This window comes from Moraxella bovoculi 237 (assembly GCF_000696305.2).
Classification (GTDB): domain Bacteria; phylum Pseudomonadota; class Gammaproteobacteria; order Pseudomonadales; family Moraxellaceae; genus Moraxella; species Moraxella bovoculi.
Map to the genome: position 1 here is coordinate 105,549 of NZ_AOMT01000043.1, position 23,767 is coordinate 129,315.

At 46.4% G+C, this 23,767-nt stretch carries 20 protein-coding genes; 16 read left to right on the forward strand and 4 right to left on the reverse strand.

Annotation, left to right across the window (positions count from 1 at the left end):
- Window positions 1-64: 64 nt before the first annotated feature.
- From MBO_RS09490 to MBO_RS09550, 13 genes are all read left to right on the forward strand, one after another.
- A complete protein-coding gene (locus MBO_RS09490) occupies window positions 65-1,117 on the forward strand; it encodes a TRAP transporter substrate-binding protein (RefSeq protein WP_197972011.1) in 1,053 nt (350 codons plus the stop codon).
- Window positions 1,118-1,216: 99 nt separating this feature from the next.
- Window positions 1,217-1,747, forward strand: a complete 531-nt coding sequence (locus MBO_RS09495; protein WP_036367097.1) for a TRAP transporter small permease — start codon at window positions 1,217-1,219, stop codon at window positions 1,745-1,747.
- 20 nt (window positions 1,748-1,767) lie between these two features.
- Window positions 1,768-3,090, forward strand: coding sequence for a TRAP transporter large permease (locus MBO_RS09500; protein WP_036367100.1), 1,323 nt, complete (start codon window positions 1,768-1,770; stop codon window positions 3,088-3,090).
- A gap of 184 nt (window positions 3,091-3,274) precedes the next feature.
- Complete coding sequence (locus MBO_RS09505) at window positions 3,275-4,660, forward strand: GntP family permease (protein WP_036367105.1); 1,386 nt, start codon at window positions 3,275-3,277, stop codon at window positions 4,658-4,660.
- A gap of 135 nt (window positions 4,661-4,795) precedes the next feature.
- The gene (locus MBO_RS09510; RefSeq protein ID WP_036367109.1) at window positions 4,796-5,590 is read left to right on the forward strand and encodes a 3-hydroxybutyrate dehydrogenase; all 795 of its coding nucleotides are present in this window, start codon (window positions 4,796-4,798) and stop codon (window positions 5,588-5,590) included.
- Window positions 5,591-5,628: 38 nt separating this feature from the next.
- Window positions 5,629-6,969 (forward strand): short-chain fatty acid transporter, encoded by a 1,341-nt coding sequence (locus MBO_RS09515; protein ID WP_036367111.1) that lies wholly within the window; start codon window positions 5,629-5,631, stop codon window positions 6,967-6,969.
- A 26-nt stretch (window positions 6,970-6,995) separates the two neighbouring features.
- A complete protein-coding gene (locus MBO_RS09520) occupies window positions 6,996-7,697 on the forward strand; it encodes a CoA transferase subunit A (protein ID WP_036367115.1) in 702 nt (233 codons plus the stop codon).
- 13 nt (window positions 7,698-7,710) lie between these two features.
- Window positions 7,711-8,340: a 3-oxoacid CoA-transferase subunit B gene (locus tag MBO_RS09525; RefSeq protein ID WP_036367118.1), complete on the forward strand. Its 630-nt coding sequence runs from the start codon at window positions 7,711-7,713 to the stop codon at window positions 8,338-8,340.
- A 54-nt stretch (window positions 8,341-8,394) separates the two neighbouring features.
- Window positions 8,395-9,573 (forward strand): acetyl-CoA C-acetyltransferase, encoded by a 1,179-nt coding sequence (locus MBO_RS09530; RefSeq protein ID WP_036367122.1) that lies wholly within the window; start codon window positions 8,395-8,397, stop codon window positions 9,571-9,573.
- A gap of 661 nt (window positions 9,574-10,234) precedes the next feature.
- Window positions 10,235-10,504: a hypothetical protein gene (locus MBO_RS09535; RefSeq protein WP_036367124.1), complete on the forward strand. Its 270-nt coding sequence runs from the start codon at window positions 10,235-10,237 to the stop codon at window positions 10,502-10,504.
- 243 nt (window positions 10,505-10,747) lie between these two features.
- A complete protein-coding gene (gene ettA, locus MBO_RS09540; protein WP_036367127.1) occupies window positions 10,748-12,409 on the forward strand; it encodes an energy-dependent translational throttle protein EttA in 1,662 nt (553 codons plus the stop codon).
- Window positions 12,410-12,471: 62 nt separating this feature from the next.
- Window positions 12,472-12,651: a hypothetical protein gene (locus tag MBO_RS09545; RefSeq protein ID WP_036367134.1), complete on the forward strand. Its 180-nt coding sequence runs from the start codon at window positions 12,472-12,474 to the stop codon at window positions 12,649-12,651.
- A gap of 22 nt (window positions 12,652-12,673) precedes the next feature.
- On the forward strand, window positions 12,674-14,266 hold the full coding sequence (locus MBO_RS09550; protein WP_036367138.1) for a hypothetical protein: 1,593 nt from the start codon (window positions 12,674-12,676) through the stop codon (window positions 14,264-14,266).
- Window positions 14,267-14,328: 62 nt separating this feature from the next.
- Here MBO_RS09550 and MBO_RS09555 read toward each other — a convergent pair whose 3' ends face one another.
- Window positions 14,329-15,576: a mechanosensitive ion channel gene (locus MBO_RS09555; RefSeq protein WP_080702257.1), complete on the reverse strand. Its 1,248-nt coding sequence runs from the start codon at window positions 15,574-15,576 to the stop codon at window positions 14,329-14,331.
- Between the two features lie 251 nt (window positions 15,577-15,827).
- Between MBO_RS09555 and MBO_RS09560 the strand changes: the two genes are divergently transcribed.
- A complete protein-coding gene (locus MBO_RS09560; RefSeq protein ID WP_036367141.1) occupies window positions 15,828-16,676 on the forward strand; it encodes an FKBP-type peptidyl-prolyl cis-trans isomerase in 849 nt (282 codons plus the stop codon).
- Between the two features lie 65 nt (window positions 16,677-16,741).
- Here MBO_RS09560 and MBO_RS09565 read toward each other — a convergent pair whose 3' ends face one another.
- A complete protein-coding gene (locus MBO_RS09565) occupies window positions 16,742-18,100 on the reverse strand; it encodes an MFS transporter (RefSeq protein WP_052585432.1) in 1,359 nt (452 codons plus the stop codon).
- 204 nt (window positions 18,101-18,304) lie between these two features.
- Window positions 18,305-19,612 (reverse strand): amino-acid N-acetyltransferase, encoded by a 1,308-nt coding sequence (gene argA / locus MBO_RS09570; RefSeq protein ID WP_406812857.1) that lies wholly within the window; start codon window positions 19,610-19,612, stop codon window positions 18,305-18,307.
- Window positions 19,613-19,776: 164 nt separating this feature from the next.
- On the opposite strand from argA, the gene MBO_RS09575 reads away from it, so the two are divergent.
- Window positions 19,777-20,346, forward strand: a complete 570-nt coding sequence (locus MBO_RS09575; RefSeq protein WP_036367147.1) for a hydrolase — start codon at window positions 19,777-19,779, stop codon at window positions 20,344-20,346.
- 67 nt (window positions 20,347-20,413) lie between these two features.
- On the opposite strand, the gene MBO_RS09580 is transcribed toward MBO_RS09575, so the two are convergent.
- The gene (locus MBO_RS09580) at window positions 20,414-21,556 is read right to left on the reverse strand and encodes a patatin-like phospholipase family protein (protein ID WP_227712724.1); all 1,143 of its coding nucleotides are present in this window, start codon (window positions 21,554-21,556) and stop codon (window positions 20,414-20,416) included.
- 99 nt (window positions 21,557-21,655) lie between these two features.
- Between MBO_RS09580 and recG the strand changes: the two genes are divergently transcribed.
- A complete protein-coding gene (gene recG, locus MBO_RS09585) occupies window positions 21,656-23,758 on the forward strand; it encodes an ATP-dependent DNA helicase RecG (RefSeq protein WP_036367150.1) in 2,103 nt (700 codons plus the stop codon).
- Window positions 23,759-23,767 lie beyond the last annotated feature (9 nt).

The following is a 23,767-nucleotide window of genomic DNA, read 5'->3' on the forward strand; positions in this document are numbered from 1 at the left end:
GTTTTGTATTCTTCAATCGTGAACAAGTATATTTGCCAATTTTATTGATGACAAGGAGAGAATCATGAAAATGAAATTGACCGCAGTGGCAGCGACCATGTTAGCTCTAAGCGCTTGCACCGATGATATTGCCACTTCTGCACCGGCAGCCGGCGGTGATGACAAGGTTGTTTTGAAGGTGGCGCATTTTTGGCCGGCGACCGCGATGAGCCAAAAGAAAGTGCTTGAACCGTGGTGCGAAAAAATCGCCACTGAGTCAGCAGGCAAGCTAAGTTGTCAGTTTTATCCTGCGATGCAGTTGGGTGGTACGCCAGCGCAGCTCATTGACCAAGTGACTGATGGTGTGGCAGATATCGTCTGGACTTTGCCGGGCTATACCGCAGGGCGCTTCCCGAGCATGGAAGTGATGGAGCTGCCATTTATGACAGTTGATGGTGAAAAAAGCAGCCGTGTAGCATGGCAAATGTATGAAGAATTTGGTCAAAAAGACTTTGAAAATGTCAAGCCGCTTGCCTTCAACGTGCATGATCGCGGGCAGATTCACAACAATGTGCGTCCCATCACTAAGCTTGAAGATTTCAAGGGTCTAAAAATGCGCGCTCCAACACGCCTAACCAACAAAACTTTGGAAGCACTGGGTGCAACGCCTGTCAGCGTGCCGATGCCAAGCCTTTCAGAGTCCATGTCTAAGGGTGTCATCGATGGCTATATCCTACCGTGGGAAGTGGTGCCGACGCTCAAACTGCATGAAATGACCAAGTACCATTCTGAAATTAACAGTCCAGATCCCGTCTTGTACAGTACTTTGTTTAGCATCATCATGAACAAACAAAAATATGACAGTCTGCCTGATGACCTTAAAAAAGTCATTGACAATAACTCTGGCGCTGAATTCTCAGCAAGCCTAGGCAAGGCATGGGATGATGAGGTGGGTCATGCTCGTCAGCAGGCGGTTGATGCTGGCAATGCCATCAATACCATCAGTTCGGACGAGACTAAGCGCATTCAGAATGCTTCTCAAAAAGTCTATACAGACTGGATCAATGAAATGAATGGTAAGGGCTATGATGCTCAAGCGATGGTAAATCGCGCCAAAGAGCTGATTGCTGCCAACTGAGCTGGTTAAGCTGGACTTGCCATGGTCAAAGATTGATGATCATGGCAAGATGAATCTTGATATTTATAAAGAGTGCTTAATTAAAACAATGGAGTGGACATGGCAGATTCATTTGAATTAGAAATTAAAGACGATAGACCGGCTGATGCACTCGGGCGGTTTTTGTGGGGCTGGTCAAAGCTTTCGGCATTTGGCGGGGTGGCGATATTGGTGGGTATTTGCTTACTTTCTACGGCCAGCGTCGTTGGTCGGGCAGTATTTAACACGCCAATCAAAGGCGATGTAGAGCTGGTGCAGATTGGCTGTGCACTCGCGATTGCATCTTTTTTGCCATATGCTCAAATGAAAAAAGCCCATGTCATTGTCGATTTTTTTACCATCAAAGCACCCATCGTGGTGCGCAAATATTTGGATATTTTTGCGGCAGTGTTGCTCGCAATGGTGGCTTTGGTGTTGATGTGGCGAAGCTATTTTGGGGCTGTCACCGCTTTTAAAAATGGCACAAAAACCATGATTTTGGGATTGCCTGAATGGTGGGCGCACATCACCATCGCGCCTGGATTTTTCTTGCTTGCTTTGACGGCATTTTATACGGCATGGCGATTTTTCAAGCGATACGAAGCTAAGTAATAGATAAAAAGGATAGTATCATGGATTCAATGGTCATTGGCTTGATGATGGGTGCGTTTACCATCTTTTTACTTGTATTTCGTATCCATATTGGCGTGGCGATGCTGGTGGCTGGGGCGCTGGGTTATGGACTCTTGGCAGGTTGGATACCCCTACTCAACTACCTAAAAAGCATGCCCTTTGCCAGATTTTCAGTGTATGACTTGTCGGTCGTGCCGCTGTTCTTGCTCATGGGCAATCTGGCGTCTCGTGGCGGCTTATCCAAGCGTCTATTTCAGACGACTAATGCCTTTTTGGGGCATTATCGTGGCGGTGCTGCCATCAGTGCGGTGGGGGCGTGCGCAGGGTTTGGAGCGATTTGTGGTTCATCGCTTGCGACGGCTGCGACGATGGGTCAAGTCGCCTTACCTGAATTAAAACGCGCCAACTACTCTGACGCACTCTCTACCGGGGCCTTGGCAGCAGGTGGTACGCTGGGCATCTTGATTCCGCCGTCGGTGGTGCTGGTCATTTATGCGGTATTAACCGAGCAGAATGTTGCATCCATGTTTATGGCAGCGCTCATTCCTGGCATCATCGCCATGCTTGGCTATATGATTGCCATCGCCATTTATGTGCGCGTCGTACCAAACAGTGGTCCTGCCATGCCTTATATGAATTGGGCGGACAGACTTTCGTTATTAAAAGGCGTTTGGCCTGTGGTAGCGGTATTTGTTACAGTGATTGGCGGTATTTATGGCGGTATTTTCACGCCTACCGAAGCGGCAGCGATCGGTGCGGTGGCGGTGGGGCTTTTGGCTTTTTTAACCAAAGAGTTGAACAAAGAAGGTTTCATGCAAGCCTTACTGGATACCGCCTCGTCAACGGCAATGATTTTCTTGATTTTGATTGGTGCTGATGTGCTAAATGCATTCTTTGCTTTATCACAAATGCCAGCTGCGTTGGCGGAATGGGTGCTGGGCAGTGGTATGGCACCATTGACAGTGCTGTTTGCGATGATTTTGATTTATGTCGTATTGGGTTGTGTCATGGACAGCTTATCCATGATTTTATTGACCATTCCTGTGTTTTTTCCCATCATTATGGGTATGGATTTTTGGGGATTAAACCCAACGGATAAAGCAATTTGGTTCGGCGTGCTTGCTTTGATGGTGGTTGAAATTGGATTGATCACGCCGCCTGTGGGCATGAATATTTTTGTGATCAATAGCCTTGCCAAAGATGTGCCAATGAAAGAAACTTATAAAGGTGTGCTACCATTTCTGTGTTCGGATCTGATTCGGATCGTGGCGCTGGTGTTTATGCCATCGCTAGCACTATGGCTGGTACATGTGTTGAGTTGATAAGTATGCAATAGAACTGGCAATCGAATCAGAGATAAAGGATGTTGATACACCGGGAAATGATTGATTATACAAAATCTCAATGCTAAGATGTCATCGCCCAAGAGGGTTTTTGACCAGATTGGGCGATGATGGTTTTAAGTCGGTGGGACTAAAAGATATATAATTACTCAAAGGATTTTTTATGTTTGGAACGCTTGCAATTATCATTTCTTTGATTTTATTAATGTATTTTGCCTATCGTGGCTGGACGGTGCTGCTCATTGCGCCGCTTATGGCGATGCTTGCGGTGCTGCTCTCTGGCGATGGCGTGGCATTGATGCCGTTTTATACCGACACTTTTATGACGGCGGTGGGCAATTATCTCATCAAATTCTTCCCCATCTTTTTGCTTGGTGCGCTGTTTGGTCAGCTGATGGCAGACTCAGGCGCGGCAACTTCTATTGCGGGTGGCATCACCCAAAAACTGGGCGCAAAGCACGCCATCCTTGTGGTGGTTTTGGTTTGCTCACTCTTGACTTATGGTGGTGTGTCGCTGTTTGTGGTAGCGTTCGCCATTTATCCGATTGCCAAACGCCTGTTTAGCGAGGCGAACATTCCAAAACGGCTGATTCCTGCCAGTATCGCACTTGGCTCATTTACCTTCACGATGACCGCTCTACCTGGTACGCCTGCCATTCAAAACGCCATTCCGATCCCGTTTTATGGCACCAATGCCTTTGCTGCACCTGGTCTTGGCTTGATTGGCGCGGGTATTATGTTTGGGCTTGGAATGTGGTGGCTCAAGCGTCAAGCCAAAATCGCAGGCAGTAAGGGTGAGGGCTATGGCAATCACGATGATGGTACAAAAGACGCCTTAGTAACCAGCGATATGCCATTTGGCTTGGCGATTTTGCCGCTGTTTTTGGTGATTGCCATCAATGCGATTTTGACTTATATGGTGTTCCCAAATATGGATTTTGGCTTTTTGACCGAAAAATTCCCTGATTTGGCGGTCAAAGGGCAGCTTGGCATTTGGTCTATCATCATTGCGCTTGTGGTGGCGTGTGCGGTACTGGTGGTACTGAATCTAAAACGCTTAAAAGGCCTGCAGGGCACTGTCAATACAGGCGTCTACGGCTCAATGCTGCCGATTTTTAATACCGCATCCGAGGTCGGTTATGGCGCGGTGATTGCGGCACTGGCAGGCTTTGCGGTGATACGAGACAGCGTGTTGTCTATTGCACCCAATAACCCACTCATTTCTGAAGCGGTGGCGATGACCGCATTGGCGGGGATTACAGGCTCATCATCGGGCGGTTTGTCGATTGCCTTGCAGACTTTGGGTGAGGATTATCTGAGAATGGCGGTAGAAAATAACATTGACCCAGAACTGTTGCACCGTGTGGCGGTGATGGCGGCCGGTGGTTTTGATACGCTGCCGCATTGTGGGGCGGTGATTACGCTATTATCCATTTGTCATCTCAATCACAAACAAGCTTATATGAACATTGCAGCGGTAACCATCGGTGTGCCGTGGGTGGCAACGATTAGCGTCATTGCGCTAGGTACGATGTTTGGGTCGTTTTAATAGGTTAATCAACCATTTGGCCGTTGGTAAGGTGCGTATCACGCACCATTAAAAAATCAACCCAAAAACGGTGCGTTGCGCGCACCTTACGCACCGCATTTTGATATTAAATTTGATTTAAAAAAGGAAAAATCGATGAGCATTTCTTATAATTTAACAGGCAAAACCGCCCTAATCACAGGGGCAGGGTCTGGACTTGGCAAGGCAATGGCGGTGGCGTTTGCCAATGCTGGGGCGATTGTTGGCGTGGCAGATATTAATCTTGACAATGCCACCGCGGTTGCCGATGAGATTGTGGCAAATGGCGGTCAAGCACTTGCCATTTTGATGAATGTCGCCGATGAGAATGAAGTGGTGGCAGGGGTGGATAAATTTGCCCAAGCCTTTGACAATAAAGTGGATATTTTGATTTCCAATGCAGGCGTGCAAATCATTGACCCGATTGATAAGTTAAAATTTGCCGATTGGAAAAAAATGCTCGCCATTCATCTGGACGGGGCGTTTTTGACCACACAAGCCGCCTTAAAATATATGTACGCCAACAAAAGCGGTACGGTGATTTATATGGGTTCGGTGCATTCGCACGAGGCATCTGTACTAAAAGCCCCCTATGTGACCGCCAAGCACGGGTTACTTGGCTTGTGCAAAGTACTGGCAAAAGAAGGGGCGGAATACGGTGTACGCAGCCATACTATTTGCCCTGGTTTTGTTAAGACACCTTTGGTAGAAAAACAAATCCCCGAGCAAGCCCGTGAAAAGGGTATCAGTGAAGAAGAAGTGGTCAAAAAAATCATGCTTGGGCAAACGGTGGATGGCGAGTTTACCACCACAGGCGACATTAGCGATCTTGCGTTATTTTTATCAGCGTTCCCAACCAATGTTTTTACAGGGCAATCATTTATCGCCAGTCACGGCTGGGGAATGCGGTGATCTAAAAGGGCGATCAAATCAATAAAAAGGATTTTATTATGCTACAAGCCATCACCAATGTCAGTGTCAAACTGGTCAATCGTTATTTGCCATCGCCTTTTGTGTTTTCGGTGGTACTTACCTTTATTGCGTTTTTGGCAGGGCTTTTGTTAACAGGGCAATCGCCCATCCAGCTGGCAACGCACTGGGGTCAGGGGCTGTGGTCATTGCACGGTTTTGCCATGCAGATGGCGCTCATTTTGGTGACAGGCTATGCCCTTGCCAATGCGCCCATCATCCAAAAAGGCTTAACCAAATTGGCAAGTTTTATCAAAACGCCCAGCATGGCAATTGTTGTCGTGACATTGGTCGCTTTGATTGGGTGTTGGCTCAACTGGGGCTTTGGTTTGGTGGTGGGCGCGGTGTTTGCCAAAGCTGTCGCCAAACAGGTCAAAGATGTGGATTATCCACTACTGATTGCATCTGCATATTCAGGGTTCTTGGTTTGGCACGGCGGACTGTCGGGCTCTGTGCCTTTGACTTTAAGCTCGGGTGGTGATACGCTAAAAACATTGTCCGGCGGGGTTTTAAATGAAGCCATTCCTGTATCGCAAACGCTGTTTTCGGGGTATAATCTTTTGATTGTGGGGATTTTGCTCATCAGCATTCCGATTTTGAACCGCTTTATGCACCCAAAAAATCCCACCTTGATTAACCCAAAATTAATTCAGGACGAAACTTACGAATTGCCACCCCGCACCACCCCTGCCCAAAAACTCGACGACAGTCGCATCATCATGCTGCTGCTGTTGGTGATGGCGGCGCTGTATTATGTCGGTGAATTTGGAGCGAATGGCGTGAATCTGGGGCTGAACATCGTCATCGGGCTGTTTTTGTTTGTGGGGCTTTTGGCTCACGGCTCGCTAGAACGCTATTATCGGGCGGTGGACGGCGGTATTAACGGCATCACGGGCATTGTGATTTTGTTTCCGTTTTATGGCGGTATTATGGGTTTGATGACGGGCGCCAATGCAGACGGCGTATCCATCGGCACCCAAATCAGCGAGTTTTTTGTAAGCGTCGCAAGCCAAGAGACCTTCCCTGTACTGGCGTTTTTGAGTGCAGGCTTGGTCAATGTGTTTGTGCCGTCAGGCGGTGGGCAATTTGCCGTGCAAGGGCCTGTGATGATACCTGCTGGCGTACAATTGGGCGTTGAGCCGTCTGTTACGGCAATGGCGATCGCATGGGGTGATGCGTGGACAAATATGATTCAGCCGTTTTGGGCGTTGCCACTTTTGGGTATCGCAGGGCTTGATGCCCGAGCGATTATGGGCTACTGCCTTGTGATTTTGGTGGTGTCGGGCGCGATTATTACGGGCGGATTTTTATTTTTTGTTTAAATTTTTTTAGTTAACAGGAGTGTTTTATGACTTCAAAAGTATTTGACAATGCCCAGTCTGCATTGGCGGACATCGTGGCGGATAATCAAACCATCGCCGTGGGCGGTTTTGGCTTGTGCGGCATTCCAGAAAGCCTAATTGCTGCGTTGCGAGACAGTGGTGTCAAGGGCTTGACTTGCATTAGCAATAACGCAGGCGTGGACGATTTTGGTTTGGGGCTACTTTTGCAAACTCGCCAAATCAAAAAAATGATTGCGTCCTATGTCGGCGAAAACAAAGAATTTGAACGCCAGTTTTTGTCAGGCGAATTGGAAGTAGAACTGACCCCACAAGGCACGCTTGCCGAAAAACTTCGGGCGGGCGGTGCTGGCATTCCTGCATTTTTTACTGCCACAGGCGTGGGCACACAAGTGTCGGAAGGTAAAGAAATCCGTGACTTTGATGGGCGAGATTATGTGTTAGAGCGCTCGCTTGTTGCCGATGTGTCGCTTGTCAAGGCGGATAAGGCGGATAAGGCAGGCAATTTGATTTTTAACAAAACCGCCCGTAACTTTAACCCCGATGTGGCAACCGCTGGCAAAATTTGCGTGGTGGAAGTCGAAGAGCTGGTGGAAATCGGCGAGCTTGACCCTGACAGCATTCATTTGCCTGGCATTTATGTGCACCGCATCGTGGTGAATGCCAATCCAGAAAAACGCATTGAGCAGCGCACCGTTAAATCAAATTAAAAAGGAGAATAAAATGGCTTGGACAAGAGAACAAATGGCACAAAGAGCTGCCAAAGAATTGCAGGACGGTTTTTATGTCAATCTGGGCATTGGCTTGCCAACTTTGGTCGCCAATTATATCCCAGACGGGGTCGATGTGTTTTTGCAATCTGAAAACGGACTTTTGGGCATTGGCGAGTTTCCGACCGAAGACACCATTGACCCTGATCTCATCAACGCTGGCAAGCAGACGGTAACGACCAAAGCAGGGGCGAGCTTTTTTAGCTCATCGCAGTCGTTTGCGATGATCCGTGGCGGTAAGGTCAATTTGGCGATTTTGGGGGCGATGGAAGTTTCTGAAAAAGGCGATCTTGCCAACTGGATGATCCCGGGTAAGATGGTCAAGGGCATGGGCGGTGCGATGGACTTGGTGGCAGGCGTGCAGCGGGTCATCGTGCTGATGGAGCACACCGCCAAAGACGGCTCATTCAAAATCAAGCCAAACTGCGATTTGCCTTTGACAGGTAAAAAAGTCGTACACCGCATCATTACCGATTTGGCGGTGCTTGATGTGACTGACACGGGACTAAAACTCGTTGAGCTTGCCGATGGCGTAAGCTTTGAGGAATTGCAGGACAAGACGGGTGTGACTGTCAGCCAGTAATGCTCAAGTTTGTCATTTCATAGAATAAAGCATTGATAAATAAGGATAAAAATCATGACTGATATTGTGATCGTGTCTGCCAAACGCACTGCCATTGGCTCGTTTTTGGGCTCATTGGCAAGCGTGTCTGCGCCTAAGCTTGGGGCGAGCGTCATTGAGGGGCTGATGGATGATGTGGGACTGGATAAGTCGCTCGTCAGCGAGGTGATCATGGGCAATGTACTCACCACAGGCGTGGGACAAAATCCTGCTCGTCAGGCGGCGATTTTGGCAGGTTTTCCTGTCGAAACGCCAGCGACCACCGTCAATGTCGTCTGCGGCTCTGGTCTAAAAGCGGTGCACATGGGTGTACAAGCCATCAAAGCGGGCGATGCCACCATCGTCATCGCAGGTGGTCAAGAATCGATGTCACAAAGCCCACACTTTGTGCATCTGCGTGATGGCATCAAGATGGGCAATGGCACATTAACCGACTCGATGGTGGCGGACGGCTTGACCGATGTGTACAATGGCTATCACATGGGCATCACCGCCGAAAATGTCGCCGAAAAATTAGACATCGATCGCGCTGCCCAAGATGAATTTGCTCTACATTCACAGACTAAAGCAGCCAAGGCTCAAGCCGATGGCAAATTCGTCAGCCAAATCGTCCCTGTGTCTGTGCCACAGCGAAAGGGCGAGCCTGTGGTCGTGGATAAGGATGAATACATCAAGCCAAACACTACCCTAGAAGGGCTTGCCAAGCTCAAACCTGCCTTCAAAAAAGACGGTACGGTAACTGCTGGCAACGCTTCTGGGCTAAACGACGGAGCGGCGGCAGTACTGCTCATGGGAGCGGACACTGCCAAGAAGCATAATCTGACGCCATTGGTAAAAATCGTGGCTTATACGGTGACGGGCATCGACCCTGCCGTGATGGGTCTGGGTCCTGTGGGTGCGGTCAAGAGCGTACTGGATAAGGCGGGCTGGTCTTTGGCGGATGTCGATTTGATCGAGGCCAACGAAGCCTTTTCTGCTCAAGCTTTGGGCGTCGCCAAGGAGCTTGGACTTGATGGCGAGAAAGTCAATGTCAATGGCGGTGCAATCGCCCTAGGACACCCCATCGGCGCATCAGGCTGCCGCGTTTTGGTCACACTCATCCATGAGCTTATCGCCCAAAATAAACAAAAAGGCATCGCCACCTTGTGTGTCGGTGGTGGCATGGGGCTTGCCATTGCGGTCGAGCGGGTGTAGCGATTAGGCTTTATCGGTTAAAAATAAAAACAAATCAAGGGCAGTTTTAAGCTGCCCTTGTTTTTTGGCTTGATAAGTGGGTAAATTGAGCTTGTTTGGCAAAGTGCTTGATAATCTGCTAAGCTGTGCGATGTGCATTTGCTTCTTGCAAAATGAGTGATGATTGTTAAAATGATGATTTCATTAAAATCATAAAAAGGATAATTTTATGAATAATAAAAAAAACAAGTATCCAACTTTAAAAGTCATCACGCTTTATCCATTATTGGATGGATTGGTGGGTGGATCGCCGCTCATCATTATCGGTTTACTTATGTGAATAGATGACCCAAAAACTATTGAGGGTACATTAATCATCTTATTTTTTATTTGTGTAATTGGATTTATCCTTGCATTGCTAACGGGCATACTGCTGGCTTATTTTAAAGTAAAAATACTTAAAGCCATGGATTATTTTAAGGCATTTTAGATAGGGTTTGGAGCCACTTTTATTTATTTGCTAATGATTGGTATTTTGGGAATGATTAGGCAATTTAATGACGAGGCAATTTTAGAATTTTTATCAGCATTTTTTATTGTTTTAGCGTTGTCCCTAATTGGCGGACTGTCATCAACCATTTTAGCCAAATTTATTTTGCCAAAATCATAAAAAGGAGTGGATATGGCATTTCCTGATGAAAGTTCTGGTATTTTGATGTCTTGGGATAATCAAACAAATACAGGCTGGGTAAAAGATGATTATTTATTTGAAGGCGAGTTAATATTCTTAGAGACCGATAAATGTCTAGAAGAGCTAAATATTGGCGATAGAATAGAATATACAATTTATTATGAAACAGAACCACTCTACAAATCTTATGTTGTTGGATTTAGAAAATATATAGAATGGACACCCCCTGTATTAACCGAACAAGAATTACAAGAAATCTAAAAACAACGAAAAATAGATAAAATTGTTTATAAATTTGGAAAAATTGTTTGGTTTTTATATATTGGTTCTATTATATTTTGTGTATTATTGTTGGTATTTATGTGGGCGTGGTCTTTGTTTGTTTGATTTTTTACCCTTGTTCAAACCATCAAAGCGTGCGATAATAAAGGGTTAGATTTGATTTTTTCAATAATTCTTAAATTCTTAATTTTGACAACTCAAGATTTTCATTAAAGGATAGCTATGGCTCAATATATCTATACGATGAACAAAGTGTCCAAAATCATTCCGCCAAAACGGGAGATTTTAAAGGACATTTCGCTTTCTTTCTTCCCGGGTGCCAAAATTGGCGTGTTGGGTCTTAACGGTGCTGGTAAATCCACCTTGCTACGCATTATGGCGGGCGTGGATACTGAATTTAGCGGGGAAGCTCGTCCGCAAGCAGGCATTAAAGTGGGCTATTTGCCCCAAGAACCCCAACTTGACCTCACCAAAGATGTGCGTGGCAATGTAGAAGACGGCGTGCGTGAAGCCCTTGATGCCCTAGAACGCCTTAACCAAATCTATGCCGAATATGCCGAGCCTGATGCCGATTTTGACAAACTTGCCGCCGAGCAAGGCAAAATGGAAGACATCATTCAGGCGTGGGATGCTCACAACCTAAACACCCAACTTGAAAAGGCGGCGGACGCATTACGCTTGCCACCGTGGGACGCTGATGTTTCTAAGCTGTCAGGGGGCGAAAAACGCCGTGTTGCCCTGTGCCGCCTGCTCCTATCCAAGCCTGACATGCTCCTACTTGACGAGCCGACCAACCACTTGGATGCAGAGTCTGTGGCGTGGCTTGAGAGATTTTTAAAAGATTATTCTGGCACAATTGTGGCGATTACCCACGACCGTTATTTCCTTGACAATGTCGCTGAGTGGATTTTGGAGCTTGACCGTGGCTATGGCTACCCCTACCAAGGCAACTACACTGAATGGCTAGAACAAAAGAACAAACGCCTAGAACAAGAGCAAAAGCAAGAAGAGGCATTTGCCAAAGCCTTAAAGCAAGAGCTAGAGTGGGTTCGCAAAAACCAAAAAGGTCAGCAGACCAAATCCAAATCTCGCCTTGAACGCTTTGAAGAGATGAACTCTCGTGAGTTCCAACAGCGTAACGAGACGGCGGAGATTTATATTCCACCAGGACCTCGTTTGGGTAATAAAGTCATTGAAGTTAACAACATCTCAAAATCCTTTGGCGACCGTCTACTGTATGAGAACCTATCGTTTAGCGTGCCACCGATGGCGATTGTCGGTATCGTGGGTCCAAACGGTGCAGGTAAAACGACCTTGTTTAATATGATTACCGGCAAAGACAAGCCCGATACTGGAGAGGTAGAAGTGGGCGAGAGCGTGAAAGTCGCCTATGTGGGTCAGGTCAGAGATGAGCTTGACGACAACAAAACCGTGTGGGAAGAAGTCTCGGACGGGCTTGATATGATTACCGTGGGTGAGTATACCACGCCAAGCCGTGCCTATATCGGACGCTTTAACTTTAAGGGTCAAGACCAACAAAAACGTGTGGGCAGTCTGTCAGGCGGTGAGCGTAACCGCTTGCAACTTGCCAAAACCCTAAAACAAGGGGCGAACGTTATCCTGCTTGACGAACCGTCCAACGACCTTGACGTGGAGACCTTGCGTGCCTTAGAAGATGCAGTGCAAGTATTCCCTGGTACGGTCATGGTGGTGTCGCACGACCGCTGGTTCTTAGACCGTATTTGTACGCACATTTTGTCGTTTGAAAACGAAACGCCAGAGTTCTTTGATGGTAACTATACCGAATATGAAAAATGGCGTAAAGAAAAACTCGGTGCCGACGCAACACCTAAGAGAATGAAATATAAGAAGATTGGTGGTTGATTTAAAAGCCCAGGCAATTTCAATTGCTTGGGCTTTATTTATGAATAATTGAGGAATTTATCATGTGTATTTTTAATAAATCAAAACCTACTAGTGCTACTAAAATACAGAAAAAGCTAGAGGAAATTGAAGCTGAGCAAAAAGCTCACAATGAGCATATTGATAATATCATTGCTCGCCTTGATACAATTCTAAAAAAATCCAAAGAAATTAATCAAAGACTGGCGAAAAATAAAAAATAGTATTGGTAGTGGAGTAGTTATCTTGAATAAGAATGAGCAAGAACGGCAGGACTCAAAAAATATTCATCAAGTACTAGATGAAATAGAAGTCAATCTATCTCAAATCAATTCAGCCTCAGATGATTTGTTAGAGCGTATTAAAAAGACCAAAGATGATTTACAGAGAATTATTGATGGGTTGTCTGGTAGTCAAAATTCTAAAGATTCTTTAGTGGGCAATCCATCTAAGTGGTTGGGATTGTTTGTAAAAATCACTAGCTTGGCAACAGTTCTTGGAATTATCATTGGGGGGATTAATGTCTACTTATATCTAAAAAAGATTAATCATCTATTTTTATTTCCTGATAACATTTCAATCTCTAATGCTTCTGCCTCAATTTTTATAGTATATATAATATTTTACATTATTTTGTTGTTTGGTTTTTTATCTCCTTTTTTTATAAATATAATACTCAGTCATATTTCTAGTAATTTTTTAAATACAAATAGTCAAAAAGAAATCTTCCCAGATGGTGTGTCAAGCAATGCAAATTATTTACTTAGTACAAATCCTTGGTTAGCAAATGCAATAAAATGTATCTCGAATACTATTAAGTCAGCATTCTCTTTATTCAGATCGATATTATCATTTGTAAATTTTTTTAAACTATTGCCTAAAATTATAAAGAATATATTTTTTTATGAAAATAAAGAAAGAGAAGTTATTTACTATGCGAAGTTTGTTTATTGGAGCATGTTCTGGTTTATTATAATTTTTACAATAATATTTTTTATTGATTTAATATTAAATATTTCTTTCGATAAATACTACGTCTATATTCTAAATTTTTTAACTGCTACATTTATAATTTTTAATGTAGCATATGGTTTGGTTTTTTTAAATCAAAATAAATTATACAAAAACAATATATGGGAAAATAGTATTTGGGTTCTTGCAATTGCTATGCTGCATATATTACCTGTGTGTTTACATTTTTTATTTGTCATTATTCCTACATTGGGCGTACTGGAAAATACTAAAACTTTTATATTGTTCTATATTCTTTCAATTATTATTTTTTCACTTTCTTTATTTTTTTCTTATTTATCTTTTAAAGGTTTCCATAAGAACAAAAAATATGATTATATTTTTCATATTGTGAGCGGTTTGTTTGTGTTAATTTATTTATTCTATGTTTCTACTTTTAGCAATTATGAAGTTTCTCTTTATAAAATAAGATTCATAGAAAAACCCCAAGACTCAGCATGGTATCTCATACATAATGGCAATGCCACATCAGATACGATTAATGGTTTAACGGAAAAAGATATTAAAAAGTATCAATATAATTTTGAACCAGTATTTTGGGGTAAATATTGCCAAGTAGATGTTTTTACAAATCAAAATATGAAGAGTTGCAGAAAACTTAATGATGATATTAATAGCATAAGCCCCAACGCTCTTTACGGCTACTTTGCTTGGAATTTAGGCAACACCAAAGTGTTTTGCCCACAATCGGTAGATTTCTTTAAAACAGACAATCAAGATGAAAGAAATGAAATGTCCGAAAAATGCCTCGTCATTGATGGCAAATATTTACAACCAATTAGCAAGCATTTTTTAAGTTCCAAATAGCAGCTTTAATCAATAATAAAAAACGACATCATATAGATGCCGTTTTTTATTATTACATGCGTTTAGAAGCGATGGTTGTTGTTGTGGAAGGTGTCTTGTGTATCTTTTGGTAGCAAGACTTTGTTGTCAGCTTCGTGTTCAGCTTTGTCCTGAATACGCTTAAGTAGGCGAGCAGCTGCATCACGACCACCTAGACCGAATGCCAGGGCGAATGCCGCGGCAACCGCACCAAGCGTCAAGCCGAATGCTAGGTTCACGATGCTGTCAGCGATGCCCATTGCTTTTAAACCCATCGCAAGAACCAAGCCCATGATTAGGACGCGTACGATGTTGGCTAGGAATTTTGAACCTTGTTCAGAACGCTCAACCACACCTGCGATGATGCCTGCAAGCCAAAAACCGATGGTTAGGATAACAGCACCTAGGATGATCTGGCTGCCGAAGGCGATGAACATGGCGATGATGCCGCTGATGGCTTCAAAGCCCAACAAGTCAGCCGCCGCAATGCCTGCAAACAACATGGCAAAAAACAAAATCGCACAGCCAACCAAGTCAGATATTTTCTTCTCGCCTAGGGCGCTCTGTAGGCCGAGCTTGGCAGGCAGGGCATCGATTTGAGTATTGGCTAAGATGTTCTTAACAATGCCGGCCAGCATGCGCACGACATAATAGGTAACAACCAAAATCGCAGCAGCGGTGAAGACGTTCGGTAGAGATTCTAGCACCTTATTTAGCATATTGGTGGCAGGGCGAGAGATCGCCTCAACCTTCAATGCATCTAGTGCAGCGATGGTGAAGGGAATGATCACCAACATGAATGACAGCGAGCCTGCGATGGTCGGTAGGCTGTTCTTTTCATTGATGCCTGCTTTGGTGGCTAGGGCTTGAATGTTGAAACCTGCAACCAAATTGGTCACGATGCCACGCACCGCTCGAGCAGCGACAAAGCCAATGAAGAACACAAATGCTGCCAGTAGTGCATTTGGAATGAAGCTAAATGTCTTGTCGATCATGTTCGTCAATGGCATAAATAGACCATTTAAGCCTAAGCGATCCAATACCATGGTCAATACCAACAGAAGAACGAACCAATACACGACGTCTGCGATCGTGCCACTCATTGGCTTGACACCTACGTTGTTTGATAGTTTTTGGTCTAGGCGAGTTTTGGCCAATGCCTTTGCGACCAAACCTCTAATAATAGAAGCGAATAGCCAGCCGATAAGACCGATAAGAATGGCTGCGATGATTGAGGCAACGGGTCCTTGTAGGCCTTGATTAAATAAAATAAATTTTGATTGGTAGTCCATGGAACACTCCAATTGATTAAACTTGCTAAAAATGATTAAACTTGCTAAAAATTCAAGACAGATTGTAACACTAAAAACCGCCTTATGTTGGAAGCGGTTGACTTTTTAGTACAATATTAACAAATTCTATACAGTGAGCAATCAATTATTCTTAGAATTCATGGCGCAGCGCCTTAATTTTTGGTATCATGTTGCGTCATTAAACATCGATAAATATCGATCCTATTTTTAATCTTCTAATTGAGAGTATTATGAAAAAACACACTCTACTTGCGGCAAGCATGATGGCAATCCTAGCATTGGCTGGCTGCAACAAAAAAGCTGAGACAGCCGACGCAGCAGCAGACACCAAAACTGCTGAGAAATCTACCGTGGTGACTGACAGCAGCACCGAAATCCAAAAAATCAGCTATATCATCGGCTATGAGCGAGGCATGAACCTAAAAGCCATGACCGAACAAACTGGCGAAGAGTTGGATTTAGAAATTTTCAATAAAGCAATCACTGATGCCTTCAATGGCAAAGAAAGTGCGCTAACTGATGAGCAAATCCAAGCCGTTGGCAAGGCGTACGAAGAGCGTAAAGTCAAAGAAGCTGCTGATAAAGCCACCAAAAACAAAGCTGAAGGTGATAAGTTCCTAGCTGAGAATAAGACCAAAGAAGGCGTAAAAACCACCGCATCAGGTCTACAGTATAAGGTCATCACCGAAGGTACTGGCAAATCACCAAAAGCAACTGACACCGTTATCGTTCATTATGAAGGTAAACTAATCGATGGTAAGGTGTTTGACTCATCTTATGAGCGTGGCATGCCAGCACAGTTCGCGGTGAATGAAGTTATCAAAGGCTGGACTGAAGGTTTGCAGCTGATGAAAGAAGGCGGAAAATACGAATTCTATATCCCATCAGAGCTTGCCTATGGTGAAGCGGGCAACCCAATGATTGAGCCGAACAGCGTGCTAATTTTCACCGTTGAGCTATTAAACGAAGCGCAAGCCAAAGCTGCACTAGAGCAAGCTCAAAAACAAATGGCAGAAGCTGTGGCGAAGACCGAAGCTGCGGGCAACACTCAAGCCCAGCCTGCTACCCAGAACAAGTAATTAGATAACCCAAAATAAAAAAGTCCTTAATGATAAGGGCTTTTTTTTGTGCTTAAAATAATCCATCATGAGCGTTTTAATACTGTCATGGCGATGGTCGCAATCAGTGCAGGAATGCCAATGGCTAGGAAGTTATACGCGTGCGGTAGGCTCATCGCCAACAAGAAACCTGTGATGATCGGGCCTACGATCGCACCAATGCGACTCACCGCAGAAGCACAGCCGATGCCTGTGGTACGAATGTGTAGCGGGTAGAACTGCGCAAGATAGCTGTACAGTAGGATCGACGTGCCGATCGTCGTCGCGCCAGCCACTGCCACCAGTGAGTATAGAATGATCGGTGGTGAGTTAATGGCAAGTGCTGAGATGGATATCGCTGCCAAAGCACACATCGTAACGATGACAGGCTTTAGATGGAATCTATCTGCCAAATAACCACCTGCAATCGCACCGACCATCGCACCGATGTTCAAGGCGAACAGGAACATGATACTGCCTTTTAGTGAATAACCTGCTGACAGCATGAGCTTAGGCAGCCAGCTAGATAGCGTATAAGTCATCAATAGACACATAAAGAACGCCATCCAGAACATCAGTGTACCAAAGGCACGTCCCTCGGTAAATAGTGCCTTGAATGAAGAGTCCTGAGGCTTGCCTGTCGCAGTCGGTGCAGCTTCATTAAGCACAAGCTTGGTATTATCTGTGATATGAAGCGATGGATCGATCTTTTGGATGATGTGACGACCTGGGCCTTGTTTGTCGTCCTTAACCAGATATGTCAAAGACTCAGGCAGGTAGCGCCAGATGATCGGGAAGCCCACCAATGGAACACCTGCTAGGTAGAACATGATTTCCCAGCCGTAGTCCTTGACCAAGAATGAGCCCAGCAGTGCCGAGATGATACCGCCAACTGCGTAGCCGCTGAACATGATGGAGACCATCGTGGCGCGAGATTTTTTTGGGGCGTATTCAGAGGTTAGGGCGACCAAGTTCGGCATTACGCCGCCAATACCAAGACCTGCCAAGAATCTTAAAATGGCAAATTCTGTCGGTGATGGTGCAAAGGCACCCAAGAAAGTAAATCCGCTAAAGAACCCAGTACAGACCATGATGATCTTTTTGCGTCCAAATTTATCGGCCAGCGTACCAAAAATCATCGCGCCGAACATCATGCCGACCAGAGCCGAACTTGCCAGCATGCCAGCCTCGACAGGGGTTAATGACCACTGCTCCATGAGTAGCGGCAGTGCCACACCATAGATAACAAGATCATAGCCGTCAAAGATGATAATGAGCAAGCACCAGAACAGCACCTGCCAATGAAAGGGTTTAAAGGTGGCGTTATCAATGACGTCGTTCACATTGACGACGTGCTCGGTCGGTGCGCCGCCTGCGGCACCTGACGTATGGGTGTGTTGATTCATACACGCTCTCCTTGATCCTTGTGTATCTATCAGAAGTCCTAATGGCGACCTATCCTAGTGCGCCGCCATGTCATTACAATATGATGACATGCTTGTTATTGTATTTTGTTTATAATGACTTGTAAACCATTTTTTGAACTATTATTCAATTTAATAAAAAAATTCAATAAAAACGCCCGATTGGGCGTTATGTGCAGATTGTATTTAGATGGTTTTGACGAATATCTTGGAGTTGCGCCCATTGTCATAGCGTGCTTGGCGAGAGACGGGCAGGGATGGTACAGCAGTTTCAATAAAACCATGCTCAATAAACCAGTGACTGGTGTGCGTGGTGAGCGCGAATAATCGTGTAAATCCTTCTGATCTGGCGTGCGATTCAATGAACTGTAGCAATTCATCGCCGCGACTGCCACCGCGATAGTCAGGATGGATGGCGATGCTGGCAACCTCAGCGCAATGCTCATCGAGTGGGTAGAGTGCCGCGCAGCCGACCACCATCCCATCACGCTCGATGACGGTGTAGTGTTCGATGTCTGCTTCTAGGCGATACTGCGGTCGCTGAATGAGAATGCCAACTTCTTCTAATGGTCTTAAAAGTGCCAACAATCCCACGACATCCCCAAGATGCGCCTGACGAATCTGATCGTATGGCGCACGTGCAATCATGGTGCCAAGACCATCCCGAGTGAACAGCTCTTCGATGAGCGCGCCATCTTTGGCGAAGGGTAGAATCTGTGTGCGATCGACCACGTCGCTTACGCGAATCGCGCAGCCTAAAAATCGGCGAATCTCATCGCTAAGGCTGTTATCGTCTAGCAGTTCTTGAGCTTGTTTGGTGGTAATCTCTCTAACGAGTGCGCCTTGATTATATAAAGGCGCTTCACCCAATAAAATCAGCTTGTCAGCCTGTAAAGCAATGGATGCGTGTTCTGCGACGTCTTCAGTAGACAGGCTAAAGACCTCGCCTGTCGCCGAAAAACCAATCGGACTTAGAATAACGATGTGGTTGTGAATTAGATTATGATGAATGGCATCCACGTCCACGCCGCGCACCTCGCCTGTCATCTGATGATCTACGCCATGACGCACACCAAAAGGGCGTGCGTTGATGAAATTACCAGACACTGCATCGATGCGCGAACCGAACATTGGCGAATTGGCAAGCCCCATCGACAGCCGTGCCTCTAGCTGTAGGCGAATCGCACCGACAGCCGATAGGATGTGAGGCATCGCCTCGGAGGGGGTGATGTGAACGCCGTTCTGGGCGGTGTTTGGTAGGTCGACGTTGTGCAGCGCTGCCTCGATCTGAGGATTGGCACCGTGCACCAGAACGAGTCGAATGCCAAGACTGTGCAAAAGTGCAAAGTCATGAATCAGACGATCAAATTCCTCATGTGCGACTGCCTCGCCACCGAACATGACCACGAAAGTCTTGCCTCGGTGGGTGTTGATATAAGGGGCAGAATGGCGAAACCATTGTATGGGATTTTGGGTGGTGTGCGTCATGGTAATTTCATCATAAAAACACGCCTATGATAGTTAGCTTTTTGATGAATGCCAAGTGTTTTTTGTCAAAGTGTGGAAATTTTGTCATTTTTGGCATAGGGATATTCCTTGACCTGATGGGGAAATTTTAGTAAAGTAAAGTCGTCAGTCACTATCAACAAGGAGTTGCCATGCCGACCACGACCGTCACACGCACTTATCGCATTCGCCGCGAGGATACTCAGGCGCTCATGATTGATGTGCAGGATAAATTCGTGCCGCATATTTTTGACATGGATAAAATCACCAAAAAAGCACGTATCTTGATAGAAGGCTTAGGACATCTTGGCGTGCCTTTGACCATCAATGAGCAATACCCCAAGGGGCTTGGACATACGATTAGTGAGTTAAAAGCGGTCTCTGGCGATGCGCCCGTGTTTGAAAAATCAGCGTTTAGTTCGGTAGACGACGAACACACTTGGCGGCATCTTGCCATGCAGAATCGCCATCACGTGTTATTATTTGGCATTGAGACGCACGTCTGTGTGCAGCAGACCGCACTGGATCTACTCGATAATGGCATGCAGCCTGTCATCATCACTGATGCGACCAGCTCTCGCGACCCATACGACCGTAAAATCGCCATCCGTAGAATGCGACGTGCAGGCGCGGTGATGACGACCGCAGAGGCGATATTGTTTGAGCTGCTGCGCTCTAGCCAAGACCCGAATTTTAAGGCGATTAGTAACTTGGTAAAATAATCAGTTCTAAGCTCGTATCAGTAGGATAATCAAAAAACGCAAACCCGATTGGATTTGCGTTTTTTGATTATTGCTTGGTGGTGGATTGCAGCTTTTGGTGTTCAGCCAGAGCTTGCTTGATTTGGGGGATTTTGGCGATGGTGGCATCATAGCCTGCTTGGATGATCTCTTCTTTGGCGCTGCCATCGAATACGGCATATTTGGATAATTCAGGTGCGATAATCACATCTGATGCCTTGACGTCAGCGGGCTTGGCGTGACGTTGGTTTTGCATAAAGATGGTGTTGGCCGCTTGCATGATGTCATCTTTGGATTTGGGTAGGCTGGTTGGGAAACCTTTGGGTAGTAAAATCTGTGTGTTATTAGGAATCATGCCAAGCAGTTTCTCCACATCGATGCTGACGGGCAGATTTTTGGTGCTTTGTTTGATGATGTCGCTATTAATGGGGAATTCGATGACCTCATCGCCCCATACCGCTTTAATTCCTTTGTCGGTGCGGCTGATGCCTGCGGTGCCTCGGCTATTTGCGGGCTTATCAGCTGGCTGTGTGTTGGAAGCTGACATCACGTCTACAGCGATGACGAATTGTGCACCCATGGATTTGGCAGCCGCTGATGGCAACAGCGCACTTTGACCACCGTCGATGTATTTTTTACCACCTATCTTGGGGACACGAGGGGCGATGAATAGCTTTGGAATGCTTGAAGATGCCTGAACAGCAAGCCCTGTATCGCCTTGACGAAAGCTTACCGTGGTTTTAGCATGTGCATCAGTGGCGATGGCGGCGAATCGTGTGGGCAGTGATTCGATAGGCTTATTATCAACCTGAGTGTTAATAAAGTCGCGAAGCGCCTTGCCTTCAATCACCCCTTGCTTGCTGGGCGCAATGTCTAGCAAATCTGTCTCATCTAGCGCCATGGCGATGCGCTCTAGTTCCTTGGCAGACTTACCCGAGGCAGACAGGGCGCCCACCATCGCGCCTGCACTGGTGCCGACGATGAGGTCGGGGCGGATGCCGTGCTCTTCGAGTGCCTTGATGGCGCCGATGTGTGCGTAGCCGCGTGTACCACCACCGCCTAATACCAACGCGACATCGGGCGCTGTATCATGAACGGTCGGCATGCGCTGTGCCTGCTGCGTGTGCTGAGCGGCACAGCCTGCGATGAGCGCAGTGCTAAGGCTTGCGCCGATAAGTAGGGTCTTTTTCATGTCGATACTTTTCAATTAATAAAAATGGTTGTAAAATCAAACGTATTGTAAATTAAATTCATCCAATACATTATAAAGATTTGTAACCTAGGGTCTGTCATGTCACAAGCTGCTACTTCCATGATTAATTTGCCGATGACCGCGCTGTCTGGCGTGGGCGAGAGTCTGGGGGGTAGGCTGGCAGACCTAGGCATCCATCGTATTTTTGACATGCTCATGCACCTGCCTAGAGACTATGAGGATAGAAGTCGGCTTGTGCCGATTCGTGATGTGCAGCATGGCATGAGTGCGCTCGTCGCTGGCGTGGTGACGCATGTCGAGAACAGCCGCAGTGGCATGAGTGTAGTGTTAGAGGATGAGACGGGCGTGCTGGCGCTTAGGTTTTTTAAGGTGTATGCAGGCCTTAAAAACACAATGGTCGTTGGCGCGAACATCACTGCCTTTGGTGAGATTAAGATCAGTCGCTATGGGGTGCAGATGGCGCATCCTGAATACCATGTCACAGGAACTAAGGCGTTTGAGAGTGGGTTATTACCCATCTACCCTGCGGTAAAAGGACTGCACCAAAATAAGCTGCGCCAATTGGTGCGCCTTGCCATCAATGCTGTCTCGCGTGAGCCTTTGCACTGCTTATCGATCCAAGACTTGTCGGTGGCAGGCGTAACAGGGGTGCAGGCAGATCTGCTAAGCGCCTTAAAGCAAATCCACCTGCCTGATAAAGACGCAGACATCTTCGCACAGACAGCGCTACTTGAAGGTCTAAAAGAGCGGACGCACCCAGCCTGTCGCCGCATCATCATCGAAGAGCTCGTGGCGCATCAATTGGCATTCCTATATCGACGTAATAACATCTACCAGCACAAGGCACCGCGTTGTCAGACGGACAGCGAATTGGCAAATCAGCTCATGGCAAGCTTACCCTTTGGATTGACAGGCGCTCAAAAACGCGTCATCGCCGATTCGGTGGCAGACATGAACACAAGTAGACCCATGCTAAGACTCATTCAGGGTGATGTCGGCGCAGGTAAGACTCTGGTGGCGGCGCTGACGGCTTGTTATGCGCTGGACAGTGGCTGGCAGGTGGCGGTTATGGCGCCGACAGAGATTTTGGCGGAGCAGCATTTTATTAATTTTCAAAAGTGGTTCGAGCCGCTGGGTGTCGGTGTTGGCTTCTTGGCGGGCAAACAAAGTGCCAAAGAGCGCGCTGCCATGCTAGAGCGTATCGTGGATAATGAGGTGCAGATTGTCGTTGGGACGCATGCACTGTTCCAAGATGGGGTGGTGTTCGCCAAATTGGGGCTGGCCATCATTGATGAGCAGCATCGATTCGGGGTGGAGCAGCGCCTTAGGTTGGCCAATAAAGGCGTGGCGAACTCTACGCCGCACCAGCTTGCCATGACGGCAACACCCATTCCAAGAACGCTTGCCATGAGTATGTATGGCGACATGGATGTGTCTGTCATCGATGAACTGCCGCCAAACCGCACGCCCATCACCACCGTTACCATCAGCCGAGATCGCCGTGATGAGGTGATTGAGCGGATACGCGTCAATTGCAAAGACGGCAAGCAGGCTTATTGGGTGTGCCCACTTGTAGAAGAATCATCGGTGCTAGATGCGCAGTCAGCAGATCTATTGTATGAGGATCTGTGCGATCGACTGGACATACGCATCGGCTTGGTACATGGCAAGATGAAGCCGAATGATAAGCAGGCGGTGATGAATGAGTTTAAGCTTGGTAATATCGATCTGCTCGTGGCGACGACGGTCATCGAGGTGGGTGTGGATGTGCCTAACGCGTCCTTGATGGTCATTGAGAATGCCGAACGGCTAGGCTTGTCGCAGCTGCATCAGCTGCGTGGGCGGGTGGGTCGTGGTTCTGCCAAGTCTTTTTGTGTATTGCTATATCAGACGCCATTATCTCCTACGGGCATCGAGCGTCTAAATGTCTTAAGAGACAGTACAGATGGCTTTGTCATCGCTCAAAAAGACCTCGAATTGCGCGGGGCAGGCGAGCTATTAGGCAAGCGTCAGACGGGAGATATGGGTTATTACTTAGCAGACATCGTGCGTGATGAGGCGCTATTAACCGCTGCCCAAAGCATCGCTCATAAGCTCATCGAGTCACCTAACAGGCAGGCTTTGGCGCATCAGATTGTCAATACGTGGCTGCCGGACACCAAAGAATATGTGAACGCGTAGTCAAATTCA